Annotated in this window: 1 protein-coding gene (running past one end of the window); it reads left to right on the forward strand. The window is 72.5% G+C overall.

What is annotated here, in order from left to right:
* Positions 1–15,302: the 5' portion of an LEPR-XLL domain-containing protein gene (locus MOX02_RS07125; RefSeq protein WP_210250372.1), read on the forward strand. 27,235 nt of this gene lie beyond the right edge of the window; only the first 15,302 of its 42,537 coding nucleotides appear in the window; its start codon is at positions 1–3; the stop codon falls past the right edge of the window.

Below are 15,302 nucleotides of genomic sequence, written 5' to 3' on the forward strand. Positions count from 1 at the left end.
ATGGCTTTTCCGTTCAAGTCGGAAGGCTTCTGGGGGCCGCTGTTTCGCCGCCGCAACCGGCCGAAGCCGGTCGAGGACGCGGCGCGCGCCCACCGTCCCACCAAGCGCGAGCTCGTCATGCGCCTCAAGGCGAAGACGGACCGGATGCTCTACCGCGACCGGCTGATCTTCGACCCGCTCGAGCCGCGCGTCCTCCTCAACGCGGACATCACCTACACCGTGCCGTCCGACCCGCCGACGCAGGAGCACCAGCTCCTCGTCAAGCTCGTTCAGGACAGCCAGGGCGCCAACCAGTCCGGCAATCCGGTCCAGCGGATCCAGATCCTCGACTACACGAACGGCCAGGAGGGCGCCGTCCTCCACACGTTCGGCGACGTCGCCGCCTTCAGCACCTTCACGATCCAGGGCTCGGCGGCCAACAAGGACGTCATCACCGTCGCCGTCGACACCTTCAATATCCTGCCGGACGCGCGCCGCCCGACCCTCGCGGTCGTCGATGCCAGCGCCGCCGACGGCGACGGCATCGTCCTGCGCAACGCCAGCGGGGCGACATTCGAGCTGACGGGCTCAGACACCGGCACGATCGAGGCCAGCAAGTTCACCGGCAGCTTCTCGGGCGTCGGCAATCTCACGGGCTCGGCGGGCGCCTCCGACACCCTGAAGGTCGGCGCGGGCGGCAGCCTCAGCGGGACGTTCGCGGGCGGCAAGGCCTCCCTGCAGCTCGACCTCTCCGGCATGGTCGCGGGCGACATCGACGCCACGCTCTCGCAGACCGGCGGCGGCTACAGCCTCGACCGGACGGCGAACGCGTCAACCGCGGCCTTCGCGAGCCTCGCCTTCACGGCGCCGACCACGAATTTCGGCGTGCTCCTCGGCTCCGGCAACGACACGCTCCACCTCGCGACCCTGCCGCCCGGCACGAGCTTCGGCCTGACCGGCGGCGCCGGCAACGACGCCCTCGTCCTCGACACGGATCTGACGGTCGCGTCCGGCAACGTCGCCATCACCTTCGACGGCGGCACGGGCAACGACCGCATCGCCCTGTCGGCCGACCTGCGGGCGCAGGCCGGCGATATCGGCGTGACCTTCCACGGCGGCGCGGGCGACAACAGCCTCGTCCTCGCGCAGGGCAAGACGATCCGGGCGAGCGGCGCCGTCACCCTCTCGACGGACGCGACGGTGAGCCCGGTGCTGGTCACCAGCGGCGACGACCGCGCGGCGACGGCCGACGCGCGCATGGGCGTGACGATCAACCAGGGTGCGGTCATCAACGGCGCCGCCGTGACGATCGCCGTGCGCAGCAGTATCACGCTCTCGGACACGGCGCCGATCAACACGCAGACGCTGTCCGTCACGGCCACGGGCGCAGCCCGCATCACCCTCGACGGCAGCGTCGTCGCGGCGGGCGACGCCGCCCTGACCACCGAGGTCGTGGACAGCGTCATCCTGCGCTCCTCGCTCTCCTCGCAGCTCAAGAGCATCACGCCGACGCAGACCAACACCTCGGTCATCGCGGTCGGGGCGACCGGCGCCGTCAACGGCGGCACGATCAGGCTCGCGGCGACGACCCGCGCCACCGTCGACGTCAAGGCGATCGGCCTCGTCCTGCCGGGCGCCGACAGTTTCCAGGACACCGCGAAGCGCACCGGCGACGCGCTCAAGGGCATCGTCAGCGGCGAGACCAGTCTGTCGGACGTCTTCACCCCGGCCGAGCTCGCGGTCGAGGGCGTGATCAAGAAGGCCGAGACCGCGGTCACGAACACGACCCAGGTCACCGTCGACAAGGCCGCGCGCCTCACGCAGGCCGGCACGTCGGCGCTCCCCGGGACCGACCCGGCCCTCGCGGTCCAGCTCGCGGCCACCGACACCACCAACGTCACGACGAAGCTCGTGGCGGCCGACGGCGCCAGCATCCCGATCCTCAGCGACATCCTCAATCTCTTCGCGCTGACCGGCAACCAGACGGTCACCCGCACGACGAGCGTCGATGTCGGCGTGGCGGCCAACGGCATGCTGCCGGGCACCGCCCCGCTCGCCTCCGACCCGGCCGTGATCGCGGCCGAGGGCGGCGTCGCCCTGCAGGCGGCCAACAGCGGCGCCCTGCTCGTGAAGATCGGCGCCGCCACCGAGGCGCCCGACGACCCGGTGAACCCGACGAAGGCAATCGCGGGCGACGGCGAGGAGGACGGCTCGCTCGCCGCCCCGATCAAGGCCGGCGCCGCGCTCATCGCCGCCAACGACACCGTGCGCGTCGCCCTGCGCGGTGCGTCCGTCACCGGCGCCTCGCTTCTGGCTGTCGCCACCAACAGCACCGAGATCGAGGCCCGCGCGATCCAGGCGCGCACGCTTCTCACCGGCTCGACCGTCGCGACGGCCGAGAAGGCCCGCCTCTCGGCCACGGCCGGCGGCATCACCGTCACCGCGATGGACGCGACGGTGGCCCGCGCCATCGCCGAGCCCACCGATATCACGACGCTCGACCAGCAGGTCGATTCCACGGTCGTGAGCCAGGGTGCGGTTGCGATCGGCCGCGGCTCGGCCATCAACACCGTCGAGCGCGACATCACCGCGGCCCTCACGGATTCCGTCGCGACGGCCACGGCCGGCGTGACGCTGACGGCCCAGAACGCCCTCGACCTCACGACCCACGCGCAGGCGTCGGCCGCACCGAGCAAGTTCGGCGTCGCGGGCTCGATCGCCGCCAACGTCGTGCTCGGCAGCACCACCGCCACGATCACCCGCGGCAGCGTCACCGCGTCGGGCGGCGACGTCACCGTGAGCGCGGCCGACGTCTCGAACATCGATTCGCGCGTGGAGACCACCGTCGAGGGCGGCTCCAAGGGCGGCGGCACCGCCATCGGCGGCGCAGCCTCCTTCAATGTCGTCGGCTACGGCCTCACGGGCATCGCGACCAGCGCCATCGCCGACAAGATCGTCGGCACCGCCCTCGACGCGGTGCTCGGCACGAGCTTCTTCACGGCGCTCGCCACGCAGGCGATCCGCGCCCGGATCGAAGGCGCGACCGTCATGGCGACGTCGGGCGCGGTCGGCGTCAACGCCGCCAGCGCCGGCACCGTCAACGCCACGGTCAGCAACACCGTGACCGTCCGCACGCCGGAGCAGAACGCCGCCGCGGCGATCAAGAACCGCGACAAGGCCGTCGTCATCGACAAGGCGCGCCAGCTCGCGGGCAAGACCCCGCTCAAGACGGTGGCCGGCAGCGGCACCACGACGAGCGCGGGCTCGCGCAGCTTCGGCGGTTTCATCGCCACGAACCGGATGGCGCGCACGGCCAGCGCCGAGATCGTCTCCGCCGCCACCATCACGGCGGGCGGCGAGACCGGCGCGCGGGCGGCCGACACGTCCACCATCAACGCCAACGTGAAGCTCGTCGCGGCGGGCCAGGCCGCGAGCGACGGCGGCCTCAAGAAGCAGGCGCAGATCCGGTCCGACCACCAGGCGAGCAGCGCGACGCCGGTGGCGATCACGCTCGGCCAGCGCGTCGCCCTGAACTTCCCGGCCGCCATCGCGACGATCCCCGTCCTCGACAAGGTGAAGGGCGCGCTGCCGACCTCCACGGCGGCCGCCCAGGCCGGCCGGACGCCCGCCGCCAGCCCGGCGACGCGGGTGATCCAGCCCGGCGACGTGGTGCTGATCAGCCAGGGCCACCCGGCCGGCAAGGGCGATGCCGGCGCCTATTACCGCTACGTCCCGGCCACCGCCTCCGCGGCGCTGAACCTCGCCACCACCGATTTCACGGTCGCGGGCACCTGGAAGAAGATCGGCGAGAAGGGCGCGATCTATGCCTGGATGGGCGCCGACAGGACGGCGGCCAACTCGCTCGACCTGCGCACGGCCGACTATGCCGACCTCGACCTCTGGCGCCGGGTCGGCGACGGCGAGGGCGCCACCAGCGGCGCCGGCGCGGCCAAGGCGGGCGGCTCCGGGGCCGTCGCCGCCGGCGGCATCGTCGTGCGCAACGAGATCCAGGGCGGCGCGAGCGCCGCCATCTCCGGCTCGACCGTCACGTCCGGCAGCGTCGCCGTCTCGGCCGAGCGCGCCGCGACGATCACAGCCAAGGCCGACGCCACCGTCGAGGCCATCGCCACCATCAAGGAGCAGACCGGCACGGCCGCCGACGGCACCGCCGGGACCGGCACCGCGAGCACCGTTCCGGGCCAGACCTCGGCCTTCGACAAGCCGGCCGGCGGCACCGCGCAGAACTCGCGCTCGACCGCGCTGGCGATCAACGGCGTCATCGCGACGAACACCATCCTGTCGACCGCCGAGGCGCGCATCGCGAACGCGACGGTCACGACCCGCGGCAGCGGCGGCTCGGTTGCGGTGACGGCCAAGACCGAGGGCTCGATCGAAGCCACCGTCAAGGCGCAGATTACGGCCGCCTCGCAGGGCGCCGCGGGCGAGTCCGACCCCACCGGCACCGGCACCACCGGAACGACGGGCGGCACCGGCACGACGGGCGGAACCGGGACCACTGGCGGCACCGGGACCACCGGCGGCACCGGGACCACTGGCGGCACGGGGCTCGCTACGCCGCCGAGCACCACGGCGCGGGCGGCGGGCATCCAGCTCGCCTTCAACGCGATCGGCTACGCCAGCAGCAATCTCGCCTTCGACACGCTCAACGCGATCGTCGGGACCAATCTCGGCAACGCGGCGCCGGCCCAGGCCGTCGCCGAGATCACGAACAGCGCGGTCACGGCCTCGGGCGCGGTCTCGGTCGAGGCGGAATCCTCCGGCGCCATCGCGGCCGAGCTCGGCAACGAGGTCACAGCCTCGGCCAAGGCCGCGAGCGCCGACGCGCTCGCGGTCTCCGGCATCGTCGCGATGAACCGGGTCAGCGGCGCGGCGCGGGCCACGCTCGACGCGCAGGGCAAGACCGTCTCGGCCACCGACGTGTCGGTGAAGGCGACGGATTCCGTGTCGATCGAGGCCGAGACCACGGTCGGCGCCTCGGCCAAGTCCGTGAAGACGGGCTCCGTCACCGGCGCCGAGCGCGGCGCGGAAGCGCTCCTCGGCGAGTACACCTACACCACCGCCTCGGGCTCGCGGGCGATCAAGTTCGGCGAGAAGATCCGCCTCAGCGACAGCTTCGCCCCGACCGGTGCCGGCAAGGGCGTGGCGGGCGCGGTCTACCAGTACATGGGCGAGAACAGCGCGACCCCGCTGAACCTCGGCGACACGACGCGCGACTTCTCGGACTTCTCGCTCTGGAAGAAGCTCGACGCGGCGAACGTCGTGCCCGGCGGCACCACCGGCTCGAAGCCGAAGGTCGGCAAGATCGACTCGAAGGGCCTCGGCGCCCTGTTCGCGCGCAACGCCGTGGAGGGGCAGGCCGAGGCGAAGATCGTCAACACGGCGGTCGAGGCGCGCGGCGACGTCACCGTCGCGGCCGAGTCCACGGGCTCGATCAAGGCCACCGACGCGAGCGAGGTCGAGGGCGGCACCGCGGCGGGCGGCGTGCTCGTCTCGAACAGCGTGCTCAACGGCGCGACCGCCTCCATCTCCGACAGCACCATCGACGGCGGAACGAAAGCGGGCGCGACGACGGCGTCCGGCGGCGGCGTCACGGTCAGCGCGGTCAACACCTCGGAGATCGAGGCGACGGCCGAGGGCTCGGTCGCGGGCGAGACCTCGGCGGTCGGCTTCACGCTGGCCTTCAACACGGTCGGCTTCAAGCAGGACAACCCGCTCTACATGGCCGTCGACACGATCGTCGGCGACCCGCTCATCGCCACTGCGACGAAGTCGGAGCAGCCGGCCGGCGCGACGGCCTACATCACCCGCACCACCGTGCTCGCCGAGGGCGACGTCTCGGTCACCGCCGAGAGTCAGGCCACGATCACGGCCGAGGTCGGCAACGAGGTCGCGCAGGCCGACGCCGAGGACACGGAGCACGCGGCCGAGACCGGCGCGCGCGGCATCTCGGCCGGCGCGGTGCTCGCCTCGAACAAGGTGAGTGCTAAGGCCGAGGCCTATATCGGCGCCGCGACGGAAGCCGCGGCGGCTCCCGCCCAGCCCGCCGCCAGCGTGACCTCGACGGGCGGCAGCGTCACCGTCTCCGCGACGAACCGCGCCTCGATCGAGGCCGACAGCACCCTGATCGGCTCCTCGGCCGTCTCCGGAACCGTGGCGGCGCTCGCCAAGAAGGCCGCCGAGACCGCGCTGACGATCTACGACTACACCACGAAGTCCGGCACGAAGGACCTGAAGACCGGCGACCGGGTGCGGCTCGCCGCCGACCACCCCGTGGGCACGGCGGCCAACGCCGCGATCGCCGGGCGGGTCTACATCTACATCGGCACGCCGGACAGCGTGAACCTCGCCACCACCGACTACGCCAACACGGCCCTCTGGTTCGCCGTCTCCGAGGGCGCGAGCGTGGTGACGAAGCCGGCGCCCGCCGGCACGACCACCACCACGACGACGACCACGACGAACGCCGCCGACACGGCCGTGACGACCACCGTCACGACGCCGCAGGGCACCACCTCGGTGACGCGCCTCAAGGCGCGTTACTCCTCCCTCGATGGAGACCCGGTCCTGCGCACCGGCGAGACGGTGCTGTTCTCGAAGAACGACACCAGCACGAAGGGCGTGAAGGGCACGATCTACATCTACCGGGGCCCCGACAACACGCGGGTCGACCTCAAGACGGCCGACTACCTGAGCGACAACTGGATCCCGGCCCCGGCCCGCACGGTGCTGCCGCAGCTCGACAAGGTGGCCGATCCCGCCCCGCCCGCGACGCCGGCGACACCGCCCGCCGCGGGTGCCACCGTCCCGACCGCCCGCACGCCCGCCTCTTCCTCGAAGGCGTTCGGCGGCCTCATCGTGTTCAACGAGGTGAACGGCGGCGCCACCGCCCGCATCACCGACGCGACCGTCACGGCGCATGCCGATCTCGCGGTCCTCGCCAAGGACGCGGCCGACATCTCGGCCACCGTGGTCAGCACCGTGACCGCCTCGGGCGGCGCCTCGTTCCAGTCGCAGACCGGCACGGCCGGGACCAGCGGCGGCACGGGCGGCGGCACGCTGATCGCGGCCAACGGCATCGCGGCGACGAACGTCGTGCGCGGCGGCGCCGTCGCGAGCGTCCTGCGCTCAGCGATCGAGGCCACCACGGGCGACCTCTCGGTCGAGGCCGAGAACGAGGCGGGCGTCGACGCGCGCCTGCGCGCGGCCTCCACCACCTCGGGCGGCACGCAGGGCGGCGTCTCGGCCGCGGTGACGCTGGCGTTCAACTCGGTCGGCTACGAGACCCAGAACCTTCTGTTCAACACGATCGACGCGCTGATCGGCTCGCCGACCCTCTCGGGCGCCTTCGGCGGCGAGGTCGGCTCCGGCGCCCGGGCGACGATCGTTCAATCCTCGGCCAAGGCCGGCGGCGACCTCACGGTCGCGGCGACCTCGGCCGCCAAGATCAACGCGACGATCAGCAACGCCGCCCTGTCCTCGACCGATTCCATGAAGGGCTCGGGCGGGTCCGGCTTCGGCGTGGTGCTGTCCTCGAACAAGGTCAGCGGCAGCGCGCTCGCGCGCATCGACAACACAGGCACGGCGGCCAAGACGATCCTCGCGGGCGGGGCCCTCTCGGTCACCGCCGAGGATGCGGCCGGCATCACCTCCAACGCGCAGATCGTCACGAGCTCGACCGTCGTGAAGGCCGACGGCGGCGCGGTCACCAACCAGTCGAAGCTCAACAAGTACCTGCCCTCCGACTTCTCGACGAACCCGAACGAGACCCAGTCGGCGACGCTGCAGTCGAACCTCATCAAGAACCGCAAGGACCTTCTGCCCGCCGAGGTCACGGCGCTCGAGGACAAGATCGCCGCTCAGGTCGAGCGGGTGAAGCAGCTCGCCCTCGAGGCGCGCTCCAAGGTGGAGCGGGCCACCGCCGCGCTGGAGCGTGCCCAGGCCGAGCTCAAGGCGAAGTCGAATGCGGCGGAGAACCTCCGCGCGGTCTACAAGGCCCTGACCGACGCGATGGAGGCGCTGGCGGATTCCGGCAACGCCACGATTCCGCTCAGCGACGCGACGAAGCTGCGGGAGCGCCTCACGAAGGCCGCCGATGACCTGAAGAAGGTGGCGGCCACCGACACGCTGAAGCCGGAGACGGACGCGCTGCGCGACGCCGCCTACCGCGTCGCCGCCGAGGCCGCCGCCCGCGGCTATCTCGACGACGCGGCTCTGCGCGCGAGCGGCGACGCCGCCAAGACGGCGGTCGGCGACACGATCGGCCGCGTCGTCGGCATCGAGAAGCTGACCCTCTCGGCCGGCGAGACGATCCTCTCGCTGAAGGAGGGCCTCGACGCCTTCCTGAAGCCGCTCGGCATCAGCACGGCCGACTTCGTCAGCCTCGATCTGACCGCCCTCGGCCAGCCGCCGAAGACCGCCAACGTCCAGACCGTCGAGTTCGGCACGCGGGTGCGGATCGCGGACGGCTACGCCAAGCCGACCTACCAGATCGTCTCCACCGAGGCGGTCACGATCAAGACCGGCGAGACGATCCAGACCGCGGACGGCGCCATCTACAAGTACGTCGCCGCCGCCACCCTGACCGACACGCAGCCGAGCACCGTCGACCTGACGACGAAGACCGGCGGCAAGGCCGACTGGGTCAAGATCGCCGGCAAGGCCGGCGACTACAAGGCCGGCGACATCTTCGTCTACATGGGCGCGTCGACGAATCCGGACGGCACGCCGGTGAAGCTCGACCTCGCCGCCACCGACTTCACCGACAAGCTGCTCTGGAAGCGGGCGCTCGACTCGAACTTCATCCCGGACGGGCTGAAGCTGCCGGGCACCACGAGCACGCCGGCCGGCACCGGCACCGGCACGGGCACCGCGCCGGCGACGCCGACCGCCGCGACGGCCGCCACCACCACGGACGCGCCGACCGGCGACCCCTCCACCGCCAACCCCGGCGCCGTGCAGCCGCAGAATTCCGCCGCGCTCGCGATCGGTGGCCTCGTCGTGCTCAACAGCGTGCACGGCGACGCCACGGCGCAGATCGTCTCGGCCACCGCCACCTCGGGCACGGGCGCCATCACGGTCTCCGCCAAGGAGACCGCGACGATCACCGCCACCGCCGACAGCGCGGCGACCGTGAAGTCGGCGAGTTCCTACAAGCCGACGAACGGCCAGCCGGCACCGGCCGGCGGCACCACGCCTGCAACGGATCCGGCAGCCGGCACGCCGGCCGTCGGCACCAAGACGCAGACGAAGAGCCTCGCCCTCGGCGGTGTCATCGCCACGAACAGCGTGCTCGGCGCGGCCGACGCCGCGATCCTCGACAGCGCGATCACGGGCGGTGGCGGCCTCTCCGTGACGGCCGACAACACCGCGACGATCCAGGCCACCAACAAGACCGCCACGTCGAGCGACCAGGGCGCGGTCTCGATCACGCTCGCCTTCAACACGATCGGCTGGCAGGAGCAGAACGTTCTGTTCCGCGCCGCCGATACGATCACGGGCCAGCCGCTGATCGCCGAGGGCCTCGGCTACGACGCCACGCCGTCCGGCGCCACGGCCCGGGTGCTGCGCACGAGCGTCGCCACCGGCGCGGGCAGCGCGCTCGCGGTCACCGCCACCTCCAGCGCGACCATCGAGGCGAAGCTCAACAACAAGGCCAGCGCCTCGAACGCGGTCCTGAAGGACGCGAGCGCCTACGCGGTCGGCTTCGCGCTCACCGGCAACATGGTGAACGCGCGGGCGCTGGCGACGCTCGACAATTCCGGCACCTCGAAGACCGTCGACGCCGGCGGCGCGATGACGATCGCGGCCACGGGCGCGGGGAGAATCGACTCGCAGAACAGCCTCGCCTCGCTCGCCAGCCTGACGAAGGCGAGCGTGCTGGAGGACTTCGCGAACAAGATCCTCGACGACTACACCTACACCACCAAGTCCGGCACCAAGACGGTCAAGTTCGGCGACATCGTCTTCGCGAAGGTGAGTGGTCAGGAGAAGCGCTACGTCTATTTCGGCGCCACGAAGAGCGTCGACCTCGGTACGGAGACCTTCGAGGCGAATTCTTGGCGTGAGAACAACCTCAAGGAGTTCGTGAAATTCCTGCCGCCGGGCGTGCTCAACCTCGGCGAGAGCAAGGACACGGCCGGCTCCTCCACGGCCCCGGCCCAGGGCTCGACCTCGGCCGGCAGCACCGCGGCCTCGAAGCCCTACGCGGTGGCGGCGAGCGGCATCCTCGTCACGAACGACGTGCGCAGCACCGCCGCGGCGAGCCTCGTCGGCGCCGCCGTGGTCCAGGCGGGCGACGTCGCGGTCAAGGCCGCGCAGACCGGCACGATCACCGCGAGCATCACGAGCAAGGTCGAGTCGAAGCTGAAGCCCGGCACCAAGCCCGGCACGAAGGAGTCGGTCGCGATCGGCGCCGTGATCGCGGCGAACGTCGTCACCGGATCGAGCACGGCGACCATCACCGGTTCGAAGCTCGGCGACGCCGCCGCGTCGAAGACGGTCGGCAACGTCACGGTCGAGGCGCTCAACACCGGCACCATCCGCTCCACCGTCGACAGCACCGTGGAGTCGAGCGGCACCGCGGTCGGCGTCACCGCGGCCTTCAACAAGATCGGCACGTCGAGCCAGAACGTGCTGTTCGACCTCTCGGACGCCATCCTCGGCACCGACTTCGGCACGGTGATCCAGGGCGCCAGCACCTTCGCGGCGACGGCCTCGATCTCCGGCCAGCCGATCAACGCCACCGGCACGGTGACGGTCACGGCGCAGTCGAAGGCGACGATCGACGCCAGGATCGAGAACGCCGTCACGACGGTCGGCGCACAGGTGACGAGCGTCGGCGCGGTGGTCGCGCTGAACTTCGCTCGCCTCTCGACCTCCGCCACCATCTCCGACGTGACGAGCCTGCGCGCCGCGGGCGGCGTCGCGGTCTCCGCCACGAGCGCGTCAGCGATCGACGCGGTCGTCACGGCTCCGGTGACGGCGGTGGCCTACCGGATGTCGCAGACCGACCCGGCTTCGGGCGGGACCACCGGGGGCACGACCGGCGGCACCTCGGGCGGCACCGGCACCCAGTCCGGCTCGACGGTCGCGGTGGCGCTCAGCATCGCCCGCAACACGATCGTCGACGAGGCCCTCAAAGCCGGCATCGACCAGGTCGCGGACCTGACCTCGACGGCGGGCAACGTCAGCGTCGCGGCCAGGAGCGACGCCACCATCAACGCCAAGGCCACCGCCACCGCGATCGCGGTGCTGCTCAGCACGGACGACGGCAAGAACCTCGGCTTCGCCGGCGGCGGCGCGCTCGGCTTCAACACGATCCTCGGCGGTGTCGACGCGCATATCGCGGACAGCAAGGTCACCGCCTCGGGCACCCTGGCTCCGAGCCAGGACGGGACGGGCGGCAGCGGCGGCATCACCGTCTCGGCGGCGAACGCCTCGGACATCACGGCCGAGACGGCGGCCGCCGCCGCCGCGGTCGTCGTCGGCAAGGGCACCTCGCAGGCGATCGCCATCGGCGTGACCCTCGCCTTCAACATGATCGGCTTCTACGGCAGCGGCCTGCCGACCGGCGCCAACTTCAAGGACGGCACCGGCCGTTCCCTCGACGTGCGCGCCGGCGTGACGAAGTCCCGCCTGAGCGCCGGCCGCAAGGTCTCGGTCGAGGCGGATTCGGCCGAGTCCATCACGGCGAAGACGACGGCTGCGGCCGTGGCGGTCGGCGTCTCGACGGGCGGCGGCAGCGGCGGCGGGGGCGGCAGCTCGTCGAGCCTCGCCCTCGCGGGCGGCGGCCTCTACGTCGGCAACAAGATCGTCACGGCGACCACGGCGATCATCGACGGCACCGGCAGCACCGACGACGCGGTGAGCTCGGGCTCGGACGGCGTCACCGTCTCGGCCCGCGACCGGGCGATCATCCGGGCGACCTCGGTGGCGCTGGCCGTCTCGGCAAACCTCTCGGCGGACTCGAGCAGCTCCGGCACCAAGCCCACCGTGTCGATTGGCGCCGCGCTCGCCAACAACGAGATCGAGAGCGACGTCACGGCGCGCATCACGCAGGTCGCCGACGTTTCGGGCTCGGGCGCCGTCACGGTCTCCGCGACGCGCGAGGCCAGGATCTTCGCGCAGACCTTCGCGGCCGCTGTCGGCGCGCAGGTCTCCTCGCAGGGCCAGGGGCTCTCCGTCGCGGGCGGCGGCGCGCTCGCCCTCAACACCGTCGGCGGCTCGACAGTCGCCGAGATCACCGCCGCGAAGGTCGGCGACGGCACCACCGACGCCTCGAAGGTCGGCAGCCTCACCGTCACCGCGAGCGACACCGCCGAGATCGCCGCGCTCACGGGCGCGACCTCGATCGCGCTCGCGGCTTCCGCCAACGACAAGGCGACCGGCGTCGCCATCGGCGCCTCGGTCTCGAACAACGTGATCGGCTCCGGCGACGAGGTCCGCGCCACCGTCTCCGGCACGCCCGTGCGCGCCGCGGGTACCGTGAGCGTGCGCGCCTCCGCCAAGGTGATCGTCGACGCGACCACCGTCGCCGTCGCCGTGGGCCTGTCCGGCAGCAGCACCGGTGACGCCACCTCCGTCAGCCTCGGCGGCTCCGTCGCCCGAAACGTCATCGACGTCGCGACCACGTCCGAGGTCGCCGGCTCCGTGGCGATCGACGCGGGCAGCCTGTCCGTGACGGCCCTCAACGAGTCCGAGATCAAGGCGAACGTCGGCGCGGCCTCCATCGCCGCCGGCCTCGGCCAGGGCGGCGCCATCACGGTCGCGCTCGCCGCGAGCGTGGCGCTGAACAGCGTCTCCGGCAACGTCGGCGCGTCCGTGCAGAGCGCCCAGGTGACGACCCGCTCGGGCGGCGTCACCGTGACGGCCGACCGCAAGGGCCGCATCGAGACGCTCGCCGCGGCCGCCAGCGTGGCGGTCGGCGCGAGCAGCGGAGGCAAGGGCGTCGGCGTGTCCGGCGCCGGCGTCGGCGCCGTGAACAGGCTCAACAGCAGCACGACGGCGTCCGTGCAGGGCGCCTCCCTCAGCGCGGCCGGCGCCGTGACGGTGTCGGCCTCGAGCCTCGCCACCATCAAGGCGGACGTGATCGCCGCCGCCGCCTCGGTCGGCGTGAGCAGCGGCGCGGCCGCGGGCGCCGGCGCGCTCGGCATCGCCATCGCCTACAACGAGATCGGCGCCTGGACGGCCTACGACGCGGCGAAGAACGAGATCAGCCAGACGCCCGCGATGGGCTCCCGCGCGAACGTCTCGGCCACCCTGTCGAGCACGGCGGTGGCGGCGACGGGCGCGCTCTCGGTGACGGCGTCGAGCCAGAACACGATCTCGGCGAACATCGCGGCGATCGCGGTCGGCGTCACCGTCTCGAGCTCGAACGCCGGTGCGGTCAGCATCGGCGGCACCTTCGCCATGAACAACATCGGCCTCGCGACGGCCGCTCTGGTCGACGGCGACGGCGCCGGCACGGGCGTCGGCATCGCCGCCTCGGGCGCCGCGGTCAGCGCGCAGGACACCTCCGCCATCGCGGCGACGGCCCTCTCGGCGAGTCTGGCGCTCGCCGCCTCCTCCTCGAACGCGGTCTCGATCGCGGTCGGCGGCAGCATCGCGCTCAACAGCATTGCCAACGACGTCTCGGCCGTCGTGCGCAACGTCGACCGCGCGCTGCAGACGAGCGGCGCCATCCTGGTCTCCGCCAAGTCGGCGGGCTCCATCAAGGCGAACGCGGCCTCGGCCGCGATCAGCATCGGGGCGGGCGCCTCGAACGGCGTTGCGGTCAGCGCCGCCGTCACCTTCGCCCGCAACGTCATCACCACGAGCACCCGCGCGCAGGCGAGCGAGAGCATCCTGCGCACCACCGGCACCGGCGCCGTCTCCGTGACGGCCGAGGCTTCCGCGGCGATCGAGGCGAAGATCCTGGCCGCGTCGCTGGCGGCCGGCGTCGGCGGCTCGAGCGCCGTCGGCGTTGCTGTAGGCGCGGCCGTCGCCGAGAACCGGATCGGCACCTGGACCCCGTCCGGCACGGACGGCGCGACCTCCTACGCGCTCGCCGCGAACGGCGGCACGGTCGTCGAGGCCTCGCTCACCCGCGTCGCCGTCGACGCGAAGGGCGCGCTCACCGTCGACGCGCTCTCGAACAACACCATCAACGCGGACATCGCCGCGCTCTCCGCGGCGCTCGCGGGCGGCGGCTCGAACAGCGTCGGCGTCTCGGGTGGCGCCACCTCCGTCATCAACGCCATCGGCGTGTCGACCCGCGCCTTCATCGAGGGCAACGGCGTCGCCAACAGCGCCATCCCGAGCAACGCGGTTGAGGCCGGCGCCGTCACGGTGCAGGCGCGCGACACGTCGAGCATCGTCGCCAACGCGCTCACGGCGGCCGTCTCGGCCTCTCTCGGCGGCTCGGCCGGCGTCTCCGTCTCGATCGGCTTCGCGCTCGCCCTCAACACGATCAACGCCGCCGCGCAGGCCTACGTGCAGAACGTGGGGAACGGCCTCGCCGCCTCCGGCGCGGTGCTCGTCAACGCTCGAAATGCGTCTACTATCCGCGCCAACACGACGGCGGCGGCAGTGAGCCTCGGCGGCGGCGGGTCCGCGGGCGTGGCGGTCGCGGGCGGCGGCGCCTTCGCCTTCAACACGATCCGCTCGGTGACGAGCGCGGTCATCGACGCGAGCCCGATCACACGGAGCGGCAGCGTCACCGTCACGGCGGCCGGCGCCGCGCAGATCGAGGCGCGGGTGCTCGCGGCGAGCGCGGCGGCGGCGCTCGGCGGCTCGGCCGGCGTGGGCGTGGCGGTCGGCGCCTCGGCTGCGGCGAACCAGATCGGCGGCTGGACCTCCACCGGCACCGGCAAGGACCGGGTCGACACGGCCGCGGACGGGCAGGGCTCCCTGGTCGAGGCCCGCCTGCGCAACAGCGGCGTCGCCACCACCGGTGCGCTCAAGGTCGAGGCCACCTCGACCCAGGCGATCACGGCCCAGGTCGCGGCGGCGGCCGCCTCGATCGGCGGCGGCGGCTCGGCCGGCGTCGGCGTCTCGGCGGCGGGCGTCGTCGTCACCAACGCCATCGCGGTCTCGACCCGCGCCACGATCGACGGCGACGGCGACGGCATCGAGGCGGGCAGCATCTCGGTCAACGCGGCGGATTCCTCCTCCATCGCGGCCTACGCGGGCTCGGCCTCGCTCGCCGGCTCCGGCGGCGGCTCGGCCGGCGTCTCGGTGGCGGTCGGCTTCACGATCGCGCTCAACAGCATCGCGGGCGCGGTCGAGGCGAGCATCGCCAACGCCGATACGCTGATCCGCACGAA

It is taken from the genome of Methylobacterium oxalidis (assembly GCF_007992195.1).
GTDB lineage: Bacteria > Pseudomonadota > Alphaproteobacteria > Rhizobiales > Beijerinckiaceae > Methylobacterium > Methylobacterium oxalidis.